This is a genomic window from Paenibacillus montaniterrae, from assembly GCF_018403185.1.
Taxonomy (GTDB): domain Bacteria; phylum Bacillota; class Bacilli; order Paenibacillales; family Paenibacillaceae; genus Pristimantibacillus; species Pristimantibacillus montaniterrae.
Window position 1 is genome coordinate 455507 of record NZ_BOSE01000002.1, and the last position, 24281, is coordinate 479787.

Annotated in this window: 15 protein-coding genes; 2 read left to right on the forward strand and 13 right to left on the reverse strand. The window is 48.3% G+C overall.

Annotated elements, in window-relative coordinates; translation table 11 throughout:
• Positions 1-5 precede the first annotated feature (5 nt).
• The 13 genes from KJS52_RS07795 to KJS52_RS07855 form a co-directional block, all read right to left on the reverse strand.
• The gene (locus tag KJS52_RS07795; protein ID WP_246563294.1) at positions 6-1019 is read right to left on the reverse strand and encodes a Gfo/Idh/MocA family protein; all 1014 of its coding nucleotides are present in this window, start codon (positions 1017-1019) and stop codon (positions 6-8) included.
• A gap of 11 nt (positions 1020-1030) precedes the next feature.
• A complete protein-coding gene (locus KJS52_RS07800; RefSeq protein ID WP_213514180.1) occupies positions 1031-2395 on the reverse strand; it encodes an ABC transporter substrate-binding protein in 1365 nt (454 codons plus the stop codon).
• A 117-nt stretch (positions 2396-2512) separates the two neighbouring features.
• Positions 2513-4153, reverse strand: coding sequence for a response regulator (locus KJS52_RS07805; RefSeq protein WP_213514181.1), 1641 nt, complete (start codon positions 4151-4153; stop codon positions 2513-2515).
• Complete coding sequence (locus KJS52_RS07810) at positions 4110-5894, reverse strand: cache domain-containing sensor histidine kinase (RefSeq protein ID WP_213514182.1); 1785 nt, start codon at positions 5892-5894, stop codon at positions 4110-4112. The genes KJS52_RS07805 and KJS52_RS07810 overlap by 44 nt, the downstream gene beginning before the upstream one ends.
• Positions 5895-5983: 89 nt before the next feature.
• The gene (locus KJS52_RS07815) at positions 5984-6814 is read right to left on the reverse strand and encodes a carbohydrate ABC transporter permease (RefSeq protein WP_213514183.1); all 831 of its coding nucleotides are present in this window, start codon (positions 6812-6814) and stop codon (positions 5984-5986) included.
• A 33-nt stretch (positions 6815-6847) separates the two neighbouring features.
• Complete coding sequence (locus KJS52_RS07820; protein ID WP_246563296.1) at positions 6848-7771, reverse strand: carbohydrate ABC transporter permease; 924 nt, start codon at positions 7769-7771, stop codon at positions 6848-6850.
• 156 nt (positions 7772-7927) lie between these two features.
• Positions 7928-8674, reverse strand: a complete 747-nt coding sequence (locus KJS52_RS07825) for a response regulator transcription factor (protein ID WP_213514185.1) — start codon at positions 8672-8674, stop codon at positions 7928-7930.
• Position 8675: 1 nt separating this feature from the next.
• Positions 8676-10388 (reverse strand): sensor histidine kinase, encoded by a 1713-nt coding sequence (locus KJS52_RS07830; RefSeq protein ID WP_213514186.1) that lies wholly within the window; start codon positions 10386-10388, stop codon positions 8676-8678.
• A gap of 125 nt (positions 10389-10513) precedes the next feature.
• A complete protein-coding gene (locus tag KJS52_RS07835; RefSeq protein WP_213514452.1) occupies positions 10514-11551 on the reverse strand; it encodes an NAD(P)-dependent alcohol dehydrogenase in 1038 nt (345 codons plus the stop codon).
• A 14-nt stretch (positions 11552-11565) separates the two neighbouring features.
• Positions 11566-13170, reverse strand: coding sequence for a glycoside hydrolase family 43 protein (locus KJS52_RS07840; RefSeq protein ID WP_213514187.1), 1605 nt, complete (start codon positions 13168-13170; stop codon positions 11566-11568).
• Positions 13171-13184: 14 nt separating this feature from the next.
• Complete coding sequence (locus tag KJS52_RS07845) at positions 13185-14471, reverse strand: ABC transporter substrate-binding protein (RefSeq protein WP_213514188.1); 1287 nt, start codon at positions 14469-14471, stop codon at positions 13185-13187.
• A gap of 53 nt (positions 14472-14524) precedes the next feature.
• Complete coding sequence (locus KJS52_RS07850; RefSeq protein ID WP_213514189.1) at positions 14525-15343, reverse strand: carbohydrate ABC transporter permease; 819 nt, start codon at positions 15341-15343, stop codon at positions 14525-14527.
• An 18-nt stretch (positions 15344-15361) separates the two neighbouring features.
• A complete protein-coding gene (locus KJS52_RS07855; protein WP_213514190.1) occupies positions 15362-16249 on the reverse strand; it encodes a carbohydrate ABC transporter permease in 888 nt (295 codons plus the stop codon).
• Positions 16250-16849: 600 nt separating this feature from the next.
• Here KJS52_RS07855 and KJS52_RS07860 point away from each other — a divergent pair.
• Both KJS52_RS07860 and KJS52_RS07865 read left to right on the forward strand, forming a co-directional pair.
• Entirely contained in the window at positions 16850-19579 is a 2730-nt protein-coding gene (locus KJS52_RS07860; protein ID WP_213514191.1) for a glycoside hydrolase family 9 protein, read from the forward strand.
• Between the two features lie 729 nt (positions 19580-20308).
• A complete protein-coding gene (locus tag KJS52_RS07865) occupies positions 20309-23290 on the forward strand; it encodes a glycoside hydrolase family 48 protein (protein WP_213514192.1) in 2982 nt (993 codons plus the stop codon).
• Positions 23291-24281: the final 991 nt, after the last annotated feature.

Below are 24281 nucleotides of genomic sequence, written 5' to 3' on the forward strand. Positions count from 1 at the left end.
TATGTTCACCCCTTGTACGGCGTTACTGCATATTCAACCTGCTCATCCGCCATCATAACGGCTTGATGGGCCTGCAAAATATGCTGATGCGTAATCTGACTTGAAGCCGCTCCGTTCACGCGCTGCAAAAAGTCGGCCGTTATCGTTACAGGCGGCTGTCTTAACGCCGCTTCATGCCATGGCAGCTGATCGTTGACTAACAGCAGCATAGGCGCTGAACCGGATTGCGGCTCGCCGTTCAAGCGCAGCTCGGCAAAGCCCCTTGTGCCTGTTACAAATATTCTTCCGTCTCCCCATGTCCAGCTTTGCTCGGCAGTATGCCAATCTGCATAAAGCTGCATAACAACGCCATCGCCCATCGTTACCTGCACATTAACGGTATTGTAGAAGGTGGGATGCTCCGGCAAAACATTTTTGCCGACTGTGCCTGTACTGGATACGACCTCGTTGCCAGTAAGCCAGGCGAGCAAATCATAATCATGTATAAGCAAATCGATCAAAATGCCGCCGCATTGCGCCTTGTCGAAAAACCAGCCCGGGCGTGAGGCTGCGTTAAGCCGGTGCGGCTTGCGCATGCTGATCGCTACGATCTCCCCCAACTGCTGTTCGTCAATTAGCTGCTTCAGCGTATAAATCGCTGGGTGAAACCGCTCGGTCAACAGCATGCCGACCTCGATGCGGCCGCGCTTGATGACTGCTTCCAGCCGTTGCAAATCGCGGCGATTGACTACTGCAGGCTTGTCGAGCATAATCGATTTGCCGTACTGTTCGCACAGCTCGACAATATCAATTTTTTCACTATTAATCGCCGAGCTGCCAATCAGCGCGATCTCCGGGCCAAGCAGGCTTTCTGCATCCGCTGCGATTGGCAGCTTGAATTTAGCTGCAATGCTTTCAGCCAGCAGCTTGTTGTCGCGCTCGTAAATGCCTGCGCAGCGATGTCCCAGCTGCTCCATTTGCTCGATAAAAATTTCAATATGGGCATGCTGACAGCCAATGATTCCATATGCAATACTCATGTTCATGTCCCTCATTCATTGTTGTTTTTAGCAAATATTTTATTGCCTTCAGTACGAAACTCAGCGATTACCTCATCAATTGTCGCAACGCCAAATTGATGCTTTTGCACAACCTGCTCAAATAATGAAGTCACCTCGCCGGCTCCTTTCGGTCCAGCATCGTACATGGAAGGCTTAATCGACGATACATGCTCCAGCATCGCAATCATCCTTTTATCGCGCTCTGTATATTTCGGCTCCAAATAGCTGCGAATGCTTTTATTTTCCGGAAGACCTCGCTCTGTTTCCAGCACATCAGCCGCTTCCTCGCTGTTAACAAGGAAATCAATAAGCAGCGCTGCCTCTTCCGGATGCTTCGATTGCGCCGCAGTTGAGAAAAACATCGCCGTCTGCAGCACACTGCCTGTTTGCTCGGCGTAAGGGTACGCAATCATATCTACATTTTCCGTCATAAGACTTTCGTAGGCCGGGAACACAGCCACCCAGGTAGGACCGTATACTGCGACCTGTCCCTTCAGCAGCGCATCCTTGTTAGGGTCTGCATTGCTAAGCGGCAGCGCAGCCGCCGTCACATTAGCCGGAGTCGCCAAGCCTTCATTGCGAGCCTGCTCCCACATTTCCAGCCATGCTCTAAAATTGTCATCCGAATAGCCCAGCTCATTGCCGGTATATAACGAGTCTCCTTTGGAGAATAAATAGTACATAAACGCCTCCAGCGAGGAAGAAGCATCGAACACGCCATAAACACCGTCACCCAGCGCTGCTTTCAGCTCGCTTGATTTGGCGAACAGCTCCTCCCAGGTAGAATCAATCGCTGGCGGCTCAATGCCTGCCTGCTTGAATATTTCTTTATTAATAAGCATGACGGAAGCATTATCCGCTGCCGGAATGCCTGTCAGCTTGCCATCCACTGTGCCTTGATTGGCAACGACGTCAGCGTTCAACTGCTCAATGCCAAGCTGATTGCCGACATAGGGATTCATATCACCTAGCACATTTCGCTCAGAATATTCCTTAATGTATAAAATGCTCATTTGCATCACATCAGGCGCATTTTTAGCTGCCACCTGTGTGGACAGCCTTTCCCAATAACCATCCCAGGAGGAATACTCAGGCACTACCTTAATATGCGGATACTTTTTCTCAAACAGCTCGATCGCCTTTAAGGTGCGGTCATGTCTGCCCTGGCTGCCCCACCAGGCGAATCTTAGCTGTATCTGGTCGCTGCTGCTGTCAACAGTGCCGCTGCCATTAGCCCCTCCATTGTTGGACTCCCCTTTTGCATTGCCTCCACAGCCCGCCAGCATAGCGATTACCAGCATGACAGTAACAATCGTTAACAGATGCTTGATGCTTGACGATTTACGCTTGCTCATCCTAATCACTCCTTATGTTGTTAATCTTGCTAGCTCTAATGTAAATAAATCATTAAGGCATTGATATAAGATAAATCTATAAAAAATATTGAGATTTTACAGAGAATAAACAATAGACTAGCAAAATTCCGAGGGTGATTTTCCCGTATATTTTTTAAATTGCTGGCTAAAGTAGGCATTATTTTTGTAGCCGACCATTTGCGATATTTCATAAAGCTTGTATTTGCCTGACAGCATCATTTCCTTCGCCTTTTCCATGCGAATTCGCGTAATATAGCTGTTGTAATTTTCTCCAGTCACCTGCTTGAACAATTGCGACAAGTAATTGCGCGTCAAGAATACCTTGTCTGCTATATCGTCCAAAGTAAAATCTTCGCTGTAATGCTCCTGCACATAGCGCTTCATGAAGTCCACCGTTCTTTGATGCTTATGGCTGCCGCGATTGGCCAGCACCTGGCAAGCCTGAAGCATCAGCTCGCTCATATAATCGATATAATCATTCAGATGGTGAATGCGGTCAATTTCCTTATGCCACTGCTGGCGCAGCTGCAAATCCTCGAACAATATTCCTTCATCATACAGCGCAACTGTCAGCATGCCGATCAGCTCGACAATTGCATTTTTCAGCATGTGGACCGTTAGCCCTTCGTATTGCTGCAGGCTGGCGCTAATGCTGCCTATTCCGTGCTCCACCATCTCCTGCTGACCATCAAGCAGATGGCGAATCAGCTGCTGGTAGCTTTCCGTCAAGCGCGGAAGCTCCTGAGCATGCTGGCTTGCCTCAGCCTGATCCTCCATCAGCCATTGCTGATGAACGTATTCCCGCTTGGACAGCAAATCGAGCGCAGCCGAAAACGCAGCTGCCAGCTCATGCACGCTGTATACGGTTTTGCCTATCGCCGCCCATACCTCCAGCTTTAGATACATTTTAATTTTTTCGGTATACTGCCCGGCAACGTATTTGACGCGCTGCTTTATCGTTTCCTCCCGCAAATGCTTCGGCATTCGAACAATTAAAGCAATCGTATGCTGCTCGATATTGGCAAGCAGCACCTCCCTGCTGTCCTGCGACAGCTCTTCAATCAAATTGCTGAGCGCATACGTATAAATATACAGATCGCTGCGTTTCACATCATGCCGGCTGCGCGGAATGCCGTATTCCAGCAGCACAATCGTAAATGCCTGATTGTCAAAGGAAAGCTGAAGCTGCTTGCAGGCTTTCTCGAAAAAGGGCGTGCGCGTAAAATTAGCCTCCAGCAAGCCCTGCTGCAGCAGCTTGCGCGTGACCGGTCGATGCAGCTCCAACAGCTCGCGCAGCTCCTCCCCCTCTTGTGCGCCTTGACGGCTTGCAGCTATTCGCTCTGTAACTGCGCGCAGCACCTCTTCAATTTCCATAATCGTTGCTGGCTTGGACAAATAATCAGCTACGCGCAGCTTGACGGCAGATTGCGCGTATTTAAAATCCTCATAGCCGCTCAAAATAATAACCTCTGCATCATTGCCAGCAGCGCGAACCCGCTTCAGCATCTCAATCCCGTCCATAACCGGCATATAAATATCTGTCAGAATAAGCTGCGGGTGATGCTGCTCGATTAAAGCCAGTCCCTCCTGACCGTTGCTCGCTGTGGCGCATAGCTCAATATTGTAGCGCTGCCACGGAACGGCGTTGCTTAAGCCATCGATCGTTGTCATATCGTCATCAATAATAATCGCCTTAATCATTGTGCAAGGCACCACCTTTCCTGTCATGCTGCTCATTGATTTCCTCCGCTGCAAGCGGCAATGTTATCGTAACCGTTGTACCTGCATCGGGCTCACTCTCGATATGGAGTCCATACTGCATGCCATAATACAGCTGGATGCGCTCCTGCACATTGCGCAAGCCATGATGCTCGGAAGCAAATATATCGCTGTCAGTGGAAAAGCCGTGTCCATTATCCTTTACCCTCAGCTTCATCTGCTCGCCTTCGATCCAGCCTGAAATGTCAATTCTGCCTTTGCGCCGCGAATGAAAGCCATGAATGATCGCATTTTCGACAAGTGGCTGCAGTGTAATTTTCGGTATATAGCAGGCATGCAGCTGCTTGGCGATTTGCACGTCGAACTCTATATAATGCTTGTACCTTATTTTTTGCAGCTCGACGTAGCAGGACAGATGCTCCACCTCCTTGGCAACGGGTATGATCGCCTTGCCGCTCGATAAGCCGATGCGCATCATTTTGCCAAGCAACGACAGCATATGGCTAATATCGTTGGCGCCAATCGAGATCGCATGCCAATTCATAGAGTCGAGCGTATTGTATAGAAAATGAGGATTCATCTGCTCCTGCAGCACCTTTAGCTCAGCCTCTCGTTTTTTCTGGTTCTGCACATTGAGCTGGTTGATCAAATCCTCGATTTCAGCTGCCATGCTGTTGAAATGCCCATTCAAGTAACCAAATTCATTTTCGTAGTCGTTCTGAACACGGCTGTTCATCTTTCCGCTTTTCAGCTTGGCCATAACTTTAACCAGGCTTCGAATTGGCGTAATAAATTGTCTGCCCAGCAGCAGGGCAAAGTAGATCGCTAGCTGGATGCAGATCAGCACCGCCAATAAAATCGTTTGCTGAATTTGCCTGCTGCCCTCAGTAATGCTTTGCCATGGGATCATATCCATCGCAATCCACTGCGTCCTTGCCTGTTCGTTCCAAATTAAAAGCTGCTTCGCGCCAAAGCTTTCGATTACATCGTGATTGGATGCATCCTTCTGCTCCATTAGCGCAACAAGCTCGCTTTGCACCTGCTCGAACGGCACACCGCTTGTTTCCTCGCCATGCGCTTCCACAATCAAGCGCATGCTCCCGTCGAACACATAGCGGCTGCCGTCAGCCGAGCCTGCCGATATAAGCTCGTTCATATAGGAAAGCTTCATATTGAATACAAGAATGCCCAGCTCCTTGCCTGAAGCGGACAGCACCTTGCGATAAAACGAGATGACCTCGTCATTGATCGACAGATAGTCGCCGACTTCAATGCGATGCGCCCCGAGCCACGCCGAATCGGCATGCTGAATATCCGCATAGGCTGGAGACTGCTCTATAATCGAGTAGGCAAACACGCCGCTTGCTCCGCGATAAGCGCTGCTCGTGCTGTTGCTGGCATAGAGCTGCACAGAATGAATCGCGTGCTTTATATAGCTGAAGCGGCTGAGCAGATCAATGATTTCATCATTTTTCTGAATTCTTTCATAGGAATGCTCTTGCTCCTCCAAATAATGCTGAATGGTCGGGTTGCTGGCGACTACTAACGCGTCATATTCAATCGCCTGCAGCTGGTAATCGATTTGCTTGTTAATTTCATTAAGCAAAAGAATGCGCGAAGAGATCGTCTCATTGACGACCTCTCGATTCGTAATATAATAGCTTGTTATGCCCAGCAAAGCGATTAGTACAGCAGAAATGGCAATAAATGAAGTAAAGAAGGTAACTTGCAGTGAAAATTTCTTGAATGGATTTTTCATCAGTTCACCCTCGGCATGAAGTTTTTCTTACATCATAATGAGGAATCATATCCTTAGCAACTAGGACCTGTCTGTAAGCCTTAAAAAATTTACTTAATGCCTGTCGTGGCGATCCCCTCAACAAAATACTTTTGCGCGAACGCGAACAGCAGGAAGCTGGGTACAATCGCCAATACGGCCATTGCATACATCGGCCCCCAGGTGACCGCAGACGAGTTGTCGAGGAATAAGCGCAAAGCAAGCGGAACGGTATATTTCGCCGTGTCTGTCAAATACAGCATTTGAGCCAAAAAGTCATCCCAGGTCCATATGAAGCAAAACAATGCAGCTGTAACCAGCGCAGGCACACAAAGCGGTAAAATGACGCGGAAGGCGATGCCAGGCATGGAGCAGCCGTCTATTTTGGCGGATTCGTCAAGATCCCGCGGAATGCCGCGAATAAACTGGACAATAAGAAATACGAAGAACGGACTTACCGCTAAAAAATGCGGTACTATAATGGGCAGCGCTGTGCCAACCCAATCAAAACTTTTAAACAAAATGTATTGCGGGACAAGCGTTACCTGCGTTGGCAGCATAAGCGTAAGCATCAGAATAGCAAACCATAAATTTTTAAGCGGAAACTGAATTCTCGCAAAGCCGAAGGCGACGATTGCGCTGGACAGCACAGTGCCGACTACAGAAAGACCGGCAACTAAAAATGAGTTGGAAAAAAATTGGCCAAAGGTAAAGCCGGGTATCGCCGACCAGCCCTCGACGAAGTTTTCCCAGCGCAGCTCGCTGGAAAACAGCTGCGAGCTTGTCATCTGCTCATTTGGCTTTAACGAGCTTCCTAACAGCCACAATATCGGATAAATCATCAGCAAGCTGCCTGCCGCAAGCACGATATACCGTGCCGCTAATTTCAATATAGTATTCATCGAATGATGCTCCTCTCTGTTCGCATTTGCTTATCAGTTTTCATAATGGACCCAGCGCTTCGACGTCGCAAACAGCACTGCAGTAAATACCGCGATTATAATGAGCAGAATCCAGGCAAGCGCGCTGGCATAGCCCATATCAAAAAAGACAAATGCTTTTTCATATAAATAGAGTGCATAGACGAATGTCGAATGAATTGGGCCGCCCTTGGTAACAACAAAGGCTTGCGTAAACATTTGAAAGCTGTTGATCGTCTGCATAATTAGGTTGAACAAGATCATTGGCGTAAGCAGCGGAAGCGTAATTTTGAAAAATATGCGCAGCTTGCCCGCTCCATCGACGGAAGCAGCCTCATACAAATCCTTCGGAATTTGCTTAAGGCCGGCGAGAAAGATAACCATGGCCGAGCCGAATTGCCAAACAGACAGTGCAATTAAAGTAGAGAGCGAGGTGCTCGGCATATTGATCCAGTCAACCGGCGTAAAGCCAATCAAGGATAGCGTCTTGTTGATCATGCCGTCCAGACCGAACAAATTGCGCCAAATTGCAGCAATTGCCACACTGCCGCCTATGAGCGACGGCAAATAAAAGATCGCGCGAAACAGCGACATGCCGCGAATCGACTGATACAGCAGCATCGCCACCAATAATGCGAATGCAAGCTTAAGCGGCACAGAAAACAGCACATAAATAAAGGTCACCCGCAGCGACTGAGCGAATGTTTTGTCGCTGTTAAAGATTTCTTCGTAATTGCCGAGTCCTATAAAGCTCGGAGATTCCAATAAATGAAACTGTGTCAAGGACAAATATAGCGATTGCAGCATCGGCCACAGCGTTAGTACAAGCAAGCCGATCAGCCACGGGGAGATGAATATATAGCCCCAATAGCCTTCCTTGATTGAGCTTAGCTTGAAGCCGCTGCTGCTTTGGTTTCCTTTCGTTGATCTTGCCTTCATCATCATTCCTCCAGTACATGCCTATTAGTAGATAGGTTCATTGTAGAAGGATTGACGCAGCCGCAAAATAAGATAAATCTATAATTTATTACGCATATATACAAAAAACCGACAATGGCGCTGCTGCGCCGCTTGTCGGTTATGCTGCAACCTGCTTTATTTAATTTTGCTTTCGCGATACTGCTTTGGTGTAACGCCCTCGCTTTTCTTAAACATTTTAATGAAATAGCTGGTCGATTGGATGCCGATGCGCTCACATATTTGTTCAAGGCTGAGCTGCGAGTCTCTTAGCAGCGCCTTTGCTTTCTCAGTACGCATCTGGATCACATAATCGGTGAAGGGAACACCAACCTCGTCTTTAAACAGCACGCTGAAGTAGCTTGGATTAAGATGAACATAGCTGGAAATATCCTTGATCGTAAATGACTGTGCCATATAGGTTTCCATATATTGCATCGCTTCTATAATGTAAGGGTTTCTGCTTGTCAGCTCGATTTCCGTTTCTGACGAGCTGCTCTTGCTGTCCGCAGGCAATTGCTCTAGCACGCGCTGTACCGTCGCGATCAGCTGCTCCTGATGGACCGGCTTCAATAAATAATCGGCTGCGCCCAGCTTAATGCCTTGCTGCGCATATTCAAACTCGGCAAAGCCAGTCAGCAAAATGGTAGGCAGCCCGTTTTTTCGCTTGCGCAGCGCTTCAAGCAGCTCCAGGCCTGACATTTGTGGCATGCGAATGTCGGTAATGAGCAAATCATAGCGCTGCTGCTGGATCAGCTCCAAGGCTTCGCTGCCATTAACCGCCGTATCGACCTGCATGTCATCCTTGAACCATGTTTGTAAAGTTGAGGAAACGCCTAATCTAGAATGCTTTTCATCATCGGTCACCAATACGCGATAGGTCATTTCACATTCTCCTTTCTGCATCGTTCAATGGCAGCTCCAAGGTCATCGTTGTCCCTGCCTGTCGTGTACTGCTAATGCTTAAGCCAAAGCCTTCGCCATAATGCAGCTTCAGCAAGCGGTGAATATTGTAGAGGCCGATGCCCCGCTTGGACTGCTGCACCATCAGCTCATTGCTTTGCTGGAGCCTTTGCCGAAGCTGCTCCACCTGCTGTGCGGTCATGCCTATGCCATTGTCGGCTACCTGGATATAGAAGCGCTCGCTGCGGGCGTAAATGCTAACGCTCACCTTGCCGCCTTCGGGCAGCGGCTCGATGCCGTGCACAATGGCATTTTCAACAAGCGGCTGAATAATTAGCTTGGGCACCTTTTGCTGCAGCAGCGCTTGCTCGCATGCAACGCTTATTTGCAGCCGCTCCTGCCATCTCAGCTTCATTAGGTTGCAGTAGCGCTTCACCTGCTCCAGCTCCTCCTTAATCGTAACGAAGCCGTCCGGATGACTGGACTGGATGCTGTAGCGAAACAGATCGGCAAGCTGCACAACGATTCCTGCCAGCTCTTTTTCTCCCTTTTCGATATGATCCCAATAAATGGCATCAAGCGTATTGAACAGAAAATGCGGGTTAATTTGCGAGTGCAGCGCTCGAATTTCACTTCTGCTCTTCAGCAGCTCCTTCTCATAAACCGACTTAATCAAGTAGTCGATCTGATTGACCATTTGATTGTATGTCATATTAAGCTGATTGACTTCCTTGTTGTAGTACGTGATCGGATTATGCTTCGGCGCGCCATGCTTGCTTCCTTGCATAATGCGAATCAAGCTTTTCATCGGTGAGGAGATGAGCTTGGCCAAATAATAGGAGATTAACGCAAAAATCGCGACACTGACAGCAAAAAACAGCAGCAGCAAATTTCGAAGCCAGTAAATGTCCGACAGCACCAGCTTTTTCTGGAGCATCATTTGCAGCTTCCAATTCGTTCCTTTAATTGCACGCTCGAACATAAAGTACTGCTCAAGATTGCCAGCGATTTCGCCTGTCTCCAGCAGCACGCTGTCCTGCTGAACGACTCGCATAATTGCTCCATTCGTTTGCTCGCGGTTGGAGGTCGCCAGTTGAATCAAGCTCGGCTTTACCTTTACCAGCAAATAGCCGCCGTTAGCATAATCGAGCTTTTCCAGCTTGATCTGCCGCAAGCCGAGCAAATAGCGATCATTGGCCGGGTCCTTGCCCGCCCATATTAAGCTTCCTTTCAAGTGAAGCTGGTCGGCTTGCTCAATAATGCCTTGATCCAGCCTTGCTTCAATCGTTGCATCCACCAGCGGATAGATGCTGCGCTCACCGCTGTACAGCTCTACTTCCTCTATCGTATCTGAGTACGCTGTCATATCCAGCATCAGCTTTCTCAGCTTCATTCGTTGTTCATAGCTTGCCAATTGACCCTCGTATTCATCTGCGAGAATCGTCTGCATTCGCTCATCCATCGCCATCTGAAGCGTTAATACATTAATTTCATTCAATAAAGATTCCAGTCTGCCGCCTGCTTGCTCGGCAATTTCCTCAATATACAGCATCGCATCTTCTTTCTTTTCCTGCGATAAAAAGGTATAGATAAAATAAAACATAACGCACATTACAATTAACATCGTCAAGACGAAGCCTGTGAAAATTTGTCCTCTTGTCGTTTCCAGCCTTAAAAGCTTGCCCAGTTGCTTCATTGCCTGCCGCTCACCTCCTTGCCAGCCGCTACTATAAGAAGGGGTAGCTCACAATTACCAGTGATTACTGGCCATTTGAACCCCCCTCTTGCTTCTTCGCTGTAAATTTTTTATGGCCGGTGGAATTAAAGGCCTGGATAGATCATAACCTTAATGCTTGTATCCTTTTGCGTGCGCGCCATTTCAACAGCCTGCACGGTATCATTTAACGAAAATTTATGGGTAATGACCTTTTCGATGTCAAGCTCGCTGTTCGACAAAGCCGCTATAGCTGCAGGGTACGTATTGGCATAGCGGAATAGGCCGTAAACATCCAGCTCGGCATCAATAATGGCATTAACATCAACCGGGATTTCGTCGACAGCAGGCATGCCAACCAGCACGACGCGGCCGCCGCGCTTGACAGCTCGAAGCGCATCGCCAATCGCCCGGCCGTTGCCCGAGGATTCCACGACAACCGTAACGCCCTGACCATCAGTCAGCTCCAGCAGCCGCTCCTTGACAGGATGCTGCGTCGGATCGATTACAGCCGTTACGCCCATTTCAAGCGCAAGCTGCTGACGGAACGGCACCACATCTGTCGCATAAATTTCCTTAACACCGAACAGCTTGGCAGCTTGAATCGCAAGCAAGCCGATCGGGCCGAGACCTGTTACGAGCAGACGGTCTGCAGGCGTCACGTTTGCCCGGTTCATCGCATGAATGCCAACAGACAGCGGCTCAAGCAGCGCCCCCTGCTCATAGCTCATCGAATCAGGCAGCTTGAACAAAAAGTCCGCGCGTACCGCCACATATTCAGCCCATGCTCCATCCACTGGCGGCGTTGCCATAAATACAACATCCGGACATAGATTGTAGCGGCCCGCCTTGCAATATTCGCAGCGGCCGCAGGTTACGCCCGGCTCTACCGCGACGCGGTCGCCAACCTGAACATGCTTCACAGCCTCGCCAATCGCTACCACCTCGCCTGCCAGCTCATGGCCTAAAATAATCGGCTTCTCTACAACATAGCGGCCAATTTTGCCATGCTCATAATAATGAACATCGGAGCCGCAAACGCCGATGCAATACACCTTGATCAGCGCTTCATCCTTGCCTGGAACAGGAATTGGAACCTGCTTCATTTCCATATCGAGCGGTTTATTCAGTACCGCTGCCAGCATCGTTTTACTCACCCTTAATCCCTCTCTTCATACTTAAAGTAGTCAAAATCAGCTTGCTTTCTCGTACCGCCCAAATCTTGAGCGCACAGACCGATAAATGCGCCTGTAAAGCCTTGATCAAGCATAATGCCATCCTTAACCAGCTCGGCATGCTCATCGGATATAATGCTTGCATCAAGCGCATTCCCCACCTGCTGCCATTGCTCGCCATCCAGTGAATAATAAAATTGCAGCTTGTCCCGCAGCACAACGGCCTTCAGATAGGTTTCGCCTTCAGGCAAAGCGATTGTTTCACTTAACGGCTCATCATAAACGCCGCGGTCACTTGAAATTATACCAAGACATTTCCCTTTTTGCTCATCCCAGCTAACAAAAAGATAATAGTAGTTTTTCGTATTGTAATAATAAATGAGCCCTGCCATTTGCTGATAGGAGTCAGGCGCATAATCAAGCTTTGTCTCCGCTTCGATATGGAAAGCCTGCTGTCTGCGCGCAATTAAGCTTTGCCGATGCTGGGAGTATAGCGATTCTCTGCCATACAAGCGCAGCCAGCCTGGTCTCGCTGATTTGCTTGCCCATGCTTCCGTTATTGGCTCGCGCAACGAGCTCCAATGCACGCTCCAGTCCTGCTCAGTAAAATGATCAAGAAAATGCTTGCTGTCAGCTGTTTGCCAGCCCGGTAGCTCAGGAGCCTCTACCTCCAAGGCCGGTGTCTGCTCGCCGTGGCTCAGGCGCAGCCAGCCCTCCTCCGTCCATTCAACGCACTGGATTGCAGTTTCGCGGCCTAATATGCAATGGCCCTCTGCCGTTACCGGGCGACCGCATAGATGAGCAATATACCAGCTGCCATTCTGTGTCTGAACGAGCGATGCATGCCCTGCCCGCTGCAGCGGATGATCAGGCGCATAGCGCGACGTCAGCAACGGACCGTTCGGATCCGTTTCATACTTGCCCAGCAGCGTTCTGCTGCGCGCTACTGTTTCAGCGTGCCCATAGCGGGTGCCGCCTTCGGCAACTAGCAAATAATAGTAGCCCTCATGCTTGTAAATATGCGGCCCCTCGGTCAAGCCAAGCTCTGTACCATCGTAAATAAGATGAATGTCTCCGACCAGATTTTGCTGCTGCTCATCGTACTGCTGAATAATGATGCCACCAAACGGATTTTTCCCTTTGCGGTGATCCCATTTCAAATTAACCAGCCATTTGCTGCCGTCCTCATCATGGTAAAGTGAAGGATCAAAGCCGCTGCTATTCAAGTAAACAGGCTCAGACCAAGGACCTTCTATGCTTGTCGCGGTTACTACATAATTATGCGTATCCTTGTATTGGCCCATATGACTTTTCACATCAGTATATACTAAATAAAAGATTCCATTGCTGTAGCTAAGGCAAGGAGCCCAGACTCCTCCAGAGTCTGGGTTTCCGATCATATTAAGCTGGCTTGCTCTCGTCAGCGGATGCCCGATAAGCTGCCAATGAATCAAATCCTTGGAGTGATGGATTTGCACGCCTGGAAACCATTCGAAGGTAGATGTTGCAATATAGTAATCATCTCCAACGCGAATGATCGAAGGATCGGGATTAAAGCCTCGCAATATTGGATTTTGAATCAATGCCATTGCTCATCCCTCGCTTATTTTTTTACTTTTGCCAATTCCTCGACAATATTGGAGTTCGCTTCGCTCAAAATGGCGCCAATCGAGTTCAAAAACTGGTCGGCACGCTTCGCGTCAAGCGCTTGGTCGTAGTAGCTGAAGAAGCCTTCCAGATTTGTACTAATCGAGCTGTCATACTCATAAGCAAGTGGGTGCATATTCGCTTCTTCAAGACCCGGCGTCTTCATCGGGCTAATGTTTGCCCCTTCGTTAATCGCCTTGCGCTGTGCCGGATCAGTCAGGAAACGAATCGCCTTGTAGGCTGCTTCCTGATTAGTTTTGGAGGAAATCGCCATGCCCGCGCCAAAGCCGCCGTGATAAACATTTACACTGCCTTTGCCGCCTTCAACAGTCGGAAACGGAACAAAGCCGATTTGCTCGGAAATTTCATCATTCAAAAATCCATCCATCGCCCACTCGCCCTGCAAATACATGGCTGCACGGCCTGTCGTAAACAGCGATTCAGCCGCTGCATAATCAAGTCCAAGGAAGCCGTTAACAAAGCCTTTATGGTCAACTGCCAATGTTCTCAACAGCTCGGCAGCCTTAACAAAGCTTTCCTCTGTAAAGTCGGTCTCGCCATTTTTAGCTTTTTCAAATGGCTCCGTGCCGCCAATTCGCTCTGCCAAGTAAGAATACCAGTGAAGCATCGGCCAACGCTCCTTGCCGGCTACAGCAATCGGAATAATGTTGTTCGCATTTAGCTGATCGACTACTTGCAGCAGCTCATCATAGGTAGCAGGCGGAGTCAAGCCCTGCTCCTCAAAGATTTGCTTATTATACCATAGCGATACGCCGCTAAATAAAACAGGAATTCCGTAATTGCGCTCATCATAAGTGAACGTTTCCAGGCCGCCTGCCAAAAAATCATCGCGGAAAGCAGCATCCTCATTCAGAAAATCTGTAATGTCGCCAATCATGTTTTGCTCGACAAGCGTATCGAACGTCTCACCGCTCCAATACGTAATAATGTCCGGCACTTGGTTGCCTGCAATCGCGACCTTCATTTTTGTTTTTAGCGCTTCGTCTTCAAAAAATTCTGCTTTAATTTGAATATCCGGATTTTGCGCATTGAACTCGGCAATGGAAGCTTCGATAATTTCCTTGTTTCTTGTTTCCATGCTCCACATTGTCAGCTGCGTTGCACCTGAATTCGATGCTCCTCCGCCGCTGCCTCCGCTATTTGCAGGTTGATTGCTGCCGTTTGAGCAGGCTGCAACCAGCATCATCATTAGTGCCAATAAAGCAATAAAGCCTTTCTTCATGTGAACCTCTCCCTTTTTTGTAAGTTGACTTTATGTTGCTGCCAATCATCAAACTAACCTTTTACAGAGCCTGCAACCACTCCTTTTTGTATATATTTTTGCAGGAATGTATATAAAATTATGATTGGAGCCGTAGTTATAACGAGCGCAGCACTTATAAGCGAATAATTTGCGCTGAAATTGCCCTTGAACATCATCAGTCCGAGCGGCAAGGTTTTCAAAGATTCCTTGGATACCATAACGAGCGGGAATACGAAGTCATTCATAATGTTAAAGAAGGACAGTATTGTTACGGTAGCCAATATCGGCTTTGCCAGAGGAAAATATACTTTGAAGAAGGTTTGATAGATGCCGCAGCCGTCCACCACTGCCGCTTCCTCCAAATCCTTCGGAATCGACTGAAAAAAAGTATAGGACAGAAATACCGCAATCGGCAGGTTGAACGCAATATACGGCAAAAACAATGACCAGAATGTATCATATGTGCCTGTAGCATTCGCCATCGTAAACAGCGGTATGAGCGTGCTATGAACAGGAATTAGCATCCCCAGGAAAAATGCGCCAAGCAGCACCTTTGAGCCACGAAACGGTCGAACCGACAAGTAGTAGCCAATCAAGGTCGCTACGAGCAGCAAGCCCGCAACTGAAAATACTGTAATGTAAAGGCTGTTGAACAAATAGCCGCTTATCCCTTGATTCCAGGCATCGACAAAATTGCTGAACTTCCATTCTGAAGGCAAGCCCCACGGATTGGCGAAATATTCCTTGTTGTCCTTAAACGCCGAGATCGTCATCCAAACAAACGGGTAGCCTGTTATGACCAAATGCAGCAGCAGCAGCGCATATAAAATGATGCGGCCGATCTTATTCATATACAATGTCCTCCCAAGCTATTGAAATTTTTTGTTGCCTTGGCCAAGCCCTTTGGAAATGATGAATGCCAAAGCAAGACCAAACAGCAGCAAAAAGGTTGAAATCGTACTGCCGTAGCCATAGTCCATTAAACGGAAGGCATTTCTCATCATATAGCTTGCCAGCACCTCACTGGCATTGTTAGGTCCGCCGCCAGTCATAATGTAGATCAAATCAAAATATTTCAGCGAGTTAATGACACAATTCAGTACCGTAAAGGTAATCGTCGGCCATATGAGCGGAATTTGAATGCTGAATATGATGCGCCATTCGCTTGCACCTTCGACTCTTGCCGCCTCCAGCACCTCATCGGATATGCCCTGCAGCGCGCCAACGTACACAATAATATAGAAGCCGATATATTGCCATGCAACGACTGCGATAACCGACAGCAAGGCAGTCGATTCCTCACCAAGCCACGCATGCGTCCATTGCTCCAGACCAAGCGAGATCAACACATTGTTCAGCAGTCCAAAGTTCGGATCGTAAATTTGCCCCCACAATATGCCGAGCACCGCAGTAGACAGCATAACGGGTGTAAAGTAGATCGATTTGAAAAAATTCGAGCCCTTCAGCTTATAGCCAAGAATAATCGCAAACATTAATCCGACTGGAAGCTGAATAAGCAGCGCCCCTAATGTTAGCCATATTGAATTTTTCAATGAAATCCACAGCACGGGATCATGCATCAATCTTGAATAGTTGTCAAAGGCGATAAAAATCTTTTCTGATATGCCATCCCATTGAAATAAGCTGTAGTACATGCTCATTAGAATAGGGAGGATAATAATGCCCGTAAAGATGAGCAGCGCTGGTCCCATAAAAAATGAGCCGCTAACTAATCGTTTAATTCCTTTCTCATGCATGCTTGCATCTCTCCTGCCTGTCTAATCTGTAAACGCTTTTGTAATCCGCTTTCATCATGATAACAGCGTTTTCATATCATTTGATGGAACATTGATTAGGTAAAATTGCTCTTTGATTGGGAAATAAACCGTTTACAATAGGTAAGCCCTGCTGACTTCAACAAAATTAAACGTTAGAACTATGACAAATGTCCTAAGTTTGCCTCAATTCGATAGATAATGGCTCAATTCGCAGGAACTTTGCATCATTTTATAAAATCTTGAAATTTTTAACAAAATTCTACCCCATTCATCGTTTTGTTTTTGGTATATTATGGTTGTGGATACAATTTGAAGAACCCTCCCCAGTCTCCACTATTAAGCAGTCGATGTGTTTTGCAGCCGTTCTGGAGAATGCAGCACGTCCTTTATGAATTGCTTCTCAGTTCCCCTTCTCTTCATCCGATCTCTAGTAAGTATGCAAAATGCTAGACGAAGCGAGGTGATTTCATTCAATCTTCTTAAGAGCAGCACAACCGTATTAGCCTGCTACGAACGTTCTGCACAGTGATTCCAGTCCTCAGAAACTATTAATTTCAATGAAGGAGGATTACAACTGTTATGAGTACATGGTTAAGACGTAGTGTTTTTTTAGTTTCCGGCCTATTGCTAGCGCTTTCAAGCTTGACTGTCTGGAAGCCCTCTGCTGCCAATGCCAGCCCTGCTGACTATAACTACGCAGAAGCGCTGCAAAAAGCGATTTACTTTTACGAAGCTCAACAATCTGGAGTTTTGCCGGACTTTAACCGCGTTGAGTGGCGCGGCGATTCCGGCTTGCTCGATGGAGCCGATGTGGGCCATGATTTGACGGGGGGCTGGTATGATGCTGGCGATCATGTTAAATTCGGATTCCCGATGGCTTCTACCGCGACAATGCTGGCCTGGTCGGTATATGAGTATAAGGAGGGCTATGAGAAGACGGGACAGCTTGAAGCAATCCTGGACAATTTGCGCTTTGTTAATGATTACTTTATAAAGGCTCATACAGCACCTAATGAGCTGTATGGTCAGGTCGGAAACGGAAATGCCGACCATAATTGGTGGGGGCCTGCCGAGGTAATGCCAATGGCGCGGCCTGCCTACAAAATTGATGCCAGCAAGCCAGGCTCTGATCTTGCAGCTGAGACGGCTGCCGCGCTTGCTTCAGCTTCAATCGTATTTAAGGACAGCGATCCCGCATATTCCAGCGAGCTGCTGCAGCATGCGGAACAGCTTTATGCATTTGCCGATCAATATCGCGGCAAATATTCCGACAGTATTACAGATGCCCAGCAATTTTACAACTCATGGAGCGGCTATGCCGATGAGTTAAGCTGGGGGGCAGTGTGGTTGTATTTGGCTACTGAGGAGCAGGACTATCTCGATAAAGCAATTGCCGCCAGCAACCTGTGGAACAAGGACCAGCAAGGAAGCTGGGGCTACAAGTGGACGCATAACTGGGATGACAAGCAATATGGCGCACAGCTGCTGCTGGCGCGCATCACCAATGACCCGAAATTTGTAGAGTCTACGAAGAAGAGTATGGAATTTTGGACAACCGGTGTCACCGGCACAGGCGAACGCGTTAGCTACACGCCAGGCGGGCTGGCTCATCTCGATCAATGGGGGGCCCTGCGCTATGCAGCCAATCAGGCATTTCTTGCCTTTGTCTATTCCGATTGGGTAAGTGATCCTGTTATGAAGCAAACTACACGCCAATTTGCCGAAAGCCAAATTCTTTATATGCTTGGCGACAATCCGAGAAACAGCAGCTATGTCGTGGGCTTTGGCGATAATCCGCCAGAGCGGCCGCATCATCGTACCTCGCACGGCTCTTGGGCTGACAGTCAAAGCGTGCCTGCCAACCATCGCCACATTTTATACGGCGCTCTGGTCGGTGGTCCTGACAAAAACGATAACTACACCGATTCGATTAGCGACTATGTTTCCAACGAGGTTGCAACCGATTACAATGCAGGCTTTACCGGAGCTTTAGCGAAAATGGCGATCTTGTATGGAGATGGACAAGAGCCGTTGGCTAACTTCCCTGCTCCTGAAGCTCGCGAGGATGAAATGTTTGTTGAGGCATCGGTTAATGCAAGCGGCAGCAATTTCGTTGAAATCCGCGCTCTGCTCAACAACCGCTCAGGCTGGCCTGCACGAGCAAGTGAAGAAATGTCGTTCCGCTATTTTGTTGATTTGACTGAGCTTGTCCAAGCTGGCTATGGTCCGCAGGATGTTACTGTAACAGCAGGCGGCTACAATCAAGGCGCTGCAGTGTCGCAGCTTATTCCGCACGATGCAAGCCAGAACATTTATTATGTTGATGTTGATTTTAGCGGCACGCGCATTTATCCTGGCGGTCAATCCGCATACCGCAAGGAAGTGCAATTCCGCATAGCTGCGCCGCTTAATACTAATGTATGGGACAACGCCAACGACTTCTCTTATCAAGGCTTGGCGACACAAGGCTCAAGCCCGATCAAAACCGCCTATATTCCTGTATATGACGGCGGCGTCCATGTATTTGGCCAGCTTCCGGCAGGCGGTGGAAATCCCGGGCAGCCTGTACCTCCTGGCAAGCCGCAGCAGGTTTCGGTAGCAACAGGCAACGCTCAGCTAACGCTGACTTGGAGCAATGTATTCGGAGCAGATGAGTATATCATCAAGCGCTCCACCTCCAGCAGCGGACCGTTTGCAGTCATCGCCACGACCACAGGCACAAGCTACGTGGATACTGGCTTAGTCAACGATACTACGTACTATTACACCGTTACGGCCAGCAATGCAGCCGGAGAAGGAACAGCTTCCAATGTTGTCAGCGGCAAGCCGCGGGATGCCGAGACGCCAGTTGATCAAGGCATAACCGTGCATTACAAAACAAATGACACTAATCCGCTCGACAATCAAATCCGTGCGCTGTTCAAGGTTTACAACAACTCTGATCAAGCGATTGATCTGAGCAAGCTTAAAATTCGCTACTACTACACAGTAGACGGCGACAAGGCACAGCAGTTCCATTGCGATTATGCGGTACTCGGCAGCAGCAACATTCAAGGCAGCTTTGTCAGCCTGAACCCGGCTGCTGTAGGCGCTGATTACTATTTCGAAGTCGGCTTTAGCAGCAGTGCAGGCATGCTTGCGCCTAACTCCGATACAGGAGAAATCCAAACGCGCATCAATAAAATAGACTGGTCCAACTACAATGAAAACGATGACTACTCCTACAGCTCAACACAGCAAAACTACGGAGAGTGGGATAGGGTGACGCTTTACTACGATGGACAATTAATTTTCGGAACCACACCTTAGAGGTCGGAACAAAACTCCGACTTTGATGACGATGCAGTTGCGTTGGAGATTAGTCGGCGGCGAATCTTGAACGCTAGCGAAAACTGCGGTGCTCACGTAGCTTGTGCTCTACGCTGCGCTCCTCGTTTTCTACTAGCGTCCAAGCTTCTTGGTCCTGAAAGCCGAAGTTTTGTTCCACTATTTGAATGGAAAGAACAAATCTCCAACTTTGATGACGATGCGCCGCTTCGTAGTGGATTCGACGGCGAATCTTGAACGCTAGCGAAAATTCCGGTGCTCACGTAGCTTTTGCTCTACGCTGCGCTCCTCGTTTTCTACTAGCGTCCAAGCTTCTTGGTCCTGCATTCAAAAAAGCTACAGCGAAGGAGCAAAGCATCCGTAAAACGAAGTGGGTCGCCTTTAACATCGTAATGCAACCCTAAAAAATTCAAATAAGAGCATTACGATTTAAAAAGCGACTGGAGGATGCTTTGCTCCGCAGCGCTGAAAGAACTTTGAGGTTTATTCGACATCGAAGTTTAACAATCAAGAAAAAAAGCTACAGCGGAGGAGCAAAGCATCCGTAAAACGAAGTGGGTCGCCTTTAACATCGTAATGCTACCTTAAAAATTCAAATAAGAGCATTACGATTTAAAAAGCGACTGGAGGATGCTTTGCTCCGCAGCGCTGAGGATGCTTTGCTCCGTAGCGCTGACTAATTATTATCTAATAAAAGGATGGTGTTCGGTAATGACGTTCAATTATTTGCGAAAGCCGCTTTCACTTATTGTTACCTTTACGTTGATGCTCACCATTGCAACTGGCTTGGCGCCTGGCAAGGACGCTGTTGTTGAAGCGGCTTCTGCTGAGGAAACGCGCTTTCTTACGATGTACAGCCAACTGAAGAACCCTGCAAATGGCTATTTCTCGCCTGAGGGCATTCCTTACCACTCCATTGAAACGTTGATTAGCGAAGCGCCAGACTATGGACATATGACAACATCAGAGGCGTACAGCTATTGGATCTGGCTCGAGGCGCTGTATGGCTACTATACTCAGGATTGGAGCAAGCTCGAGGAAGCATGGGATAATATGGAGACCTATATTATTCCAATCAATGAAGGCGACGGCAACGAGGAGCAGCCAACGATGAGCTATTACAATCCGAACAGTCCTGCTACCTATGCAGCAGAGTACGATCAACCCGACAAGTATCCTAGTGAGCTGAGCGGACAATACGCTGCAGGCCGTGATCCGCTGGACGCCGAATTGAAAGCTACCTATGGCAACAACCAAACCTATTTGATGCACTGGCTGCTTGATGTAGACAACTGGTACGGCTACGGCAACCTGCTCAACGACAGCCATACAGCGACTTATGTCAACACCTTCCAGCGCGGCGAGCAGGAATCTGTATGGGAAGCGATCCCTCACCCTTCGCAGGATGATAAATCATTCGGCAAACCAGGCGAAGGCTTTATGAGCTTATTCACCAAGGAAACTCAAGCTCCTGCCGCTCAATGGCGCTATACCAATGCGACGGATGCCGAGGCACGCGCGATCCAGGCGATGTTCTGGGCTAAGGAGCATGGCTACGATAATGAGGAATATTTGGATAAAGCGAGAAAAATGGGCGACTATTTGCGTTATGGCATGTATGACAAATACTTCCAGCAAATCGGCAGTGCTGCTGATGGCTCGCCTACAGCAGGTACAGGCAAGGATGCCAGCCACTACTTGATGGCTTGGTATACAGCTTGGGGCGGAGGTCTTGGTCAAAGCGGTAACTGGGCATGGCGCATCGGAGCTAGCCATATGCACCAGGGCTACCAAAACGTAGTGGCAGCCTATGCATTGTCACAGCAGGATGGCGGCTTGATCCCTGATTCACCTACAGCGCAAGTTGACTGGAATACGTCCTTGACTCGCCAGCTGGAGTTTTACACTTGGCTGCAATCGGCTGAAGGCGCGATTGCCGGCGGCGCAACAAATAGCTTCAACGGTGCATATGAAGCTTATCCTGCTGGAACTAGCACCTTCTACGGCATGGCCTATGATGATGCGCCAGTCTACCATGATCCTCCTTCCAACAACTGGTTCGGCATGCAGGCTTGGGGCGTAGAGCGCATTGCGGAGCTTTACTACATTTTGGCTTCCAATGGTGATACTTCCTCACAAAACTTCCAAATGGCCAAGCAAGTTGTAGAAAACTGGATCGATTGGTCTACAGATTATGTATTTGTTAATGAGCGTCCGGTAACGGATAGCGAAGGTTACTACCTTGATGCACAAAACAATCGTATTCTTGGCGGCAACAATGTACAGGTAGCCACTACAGCGGCACCTGGCGAGTTCTGGATTCCAAGCAATTTGGAATGGCAGGGTCAGCCTAATACGTGGAACGGCTTCAGCAACCATACGACAAATAGCAATTTGCGTGCGATTACGAAAAATCCTGGTCAAGATGCTGGCGTGCTCGGCAGCTATATTAAAGCACTATCATTCTTTGCTGCAGGTACGAAGGCCGAAAATGGAAGCTTTACAGCGCTAGGCAGCGAGGCTTCGCAATTGGCGAAGGATTTGCTTGATACAGCATGGGATTACAATGATGGCAAAGGCATCGTAACGGTTGAGCCGCGCGGCGATTACTTCCGCTACTTTACGAAGGAAGTATACATCCCTAACGGCTGGTCCGGCACATTAGGCCAAGGCAATGTTCTTCCTGGCAGCAACGCTGTACCGTCTGATCCTGCAAAAGGCGGCAATGGCGTATATGTTGGCTACACCGATATTCGCCCTAACATTACGAATGATCCAAGCTGGGCTTATCTTGTTGACAAGTACAACACGTCCTGGAATCCGGCTACACAGGAGTGGGAGAATGGCGCGCCTGAATTCGTCTACCATCGCTTCTGGTCGCAAGTCGATATGGCAACTGCTTATGCAGAATACGATCGTTTGATTAATGAAAGAGGCACGACACCAACTGAGCCTACTGTTCCGCTTGCGCCTACTAATGTAGCGGCAGAAGCAGCAGACAGCGAAGTGATGTTGACCTGGAAAGCTGTCTCCAAAGCGGACAGCTACAACGTATATCGTTCTACTACTAATGGCGGACCTTACAGCCTGGTAGATACGGTAACGACGAATAGCTATACGGATACGTCGGTCACAAATGATACTACCTACTATTATGTCATTGCAGCCGTTAACTCGGTTGGAGAAAGCCCGCAATCATTGCAGGTTAGCGCCACGCCAACCGATGCGCCTACACCGGTAGAGGGTGATCTCATTGTCAAGTACCGCAACGCCGATTCCAATGCCGCGGATAATCAAATTCGTCCTCATTTGCAGCTGGAAAATACCGGATCGCAAGCGATTGACCTGCAAAACATTAAGCTTCGCTACTACTTTACAGTAGACGGCGATGTGCCGCAGCAATTCCATTGCGACTACGCAGTTATCAGCTGCAGCAATATTCAAGGCCAGTTCGTGAAGCTAACGACACCAGTCAATGGCGCAGACTATTATCTGGAAATTTCCTTCACGGGTGGTTCGCTGGCGGCGGGCGCAAACAGCGGCGAAATGCAAATTCGTTTCAATAAGACCAACTGGACCAATTACAACGAAAGCGATGATTTCTCCTATGACAGCACAAAAACAAGCTTTACACAGTGGGATCATATCCCGGCCTACCAAAACGGTACGTTGATTTTCGGGCTAGAGCCGTAAGGGGCACGTTAGGAAGTTAAAAGCTTGTAAATAATTATGCAGGCTTAAATTTTAACACTGCTGCAAGCTTGAATACAGCAAAATGCCAGACACCCCCATTTAGCGAATTTGCCGAATGGGGGTGTCTTTTTTACGTAAAAGGCTTGCGGTCATTCCTCCACTTTAACCTCGATAACTGCTTACGCAAAAGTTTTAGTAGATATCCGGTTAAAAATCCAATTAAACCAAGAATGTATGCGATTAGAGCACTTAGTAGCGCCAGATAAATATCAGAGCTGCCACCAATAATGGATCTCAAACCATACAGCGGTCCAGCAAAAAGAAATAAAATGCAGGGCTTTCAGGACCAAGAAGCTTGGACGCTAGTAGAAAACGAGGAGCGCTAGCCGCGGCACTTGCTACGTGAGCACCTACAATGTTTCCGCAGGAAACATACTTCGGAAGCATACTCTTTCGCTAGCGTTCAAGATTCGACGTCGACTACGCTACAACGAAACCACATCGTCATCAAAGCCCTGCATTTTGAACATCCCTTCCAATGAGAGTTCAAAATGCAGGGCTTTCAGGACCAAGAATATGGCTGGCTACTAGAAAGTGAGGAGCGGAGCGTAGGCACTTGCTACGTGAGCACCGGAACTTTCGGTAGACAGCCATATTCGCCGTCGAATCCGCTACAGAAAAGCCACATCGTCATCAAAGTCCTGCATTTTGAACATCCTCTTCCAATGAGAGTTCAAAAACGGGGCTTTCAGGACCAAGAAGCTTGAACGCTAGTAGAAAACGAGGAGCGCAGCGTAGGCCAAAAGCTACGTGAGCACCTACAATGTTTCCGCAGGAAACATACTTCGGAAGCATACTCTTTCGCTAGCGTTCAAGATTCGCCGTCGAATCCGCTACAAAGAAGCCACATCGTCATCAAAGTCCTGCATTTTGAACATCCCCTTCCAATGAGAGTTCAAAATGCAGGGCTTTCAGGACCAAGAAGCTTGGA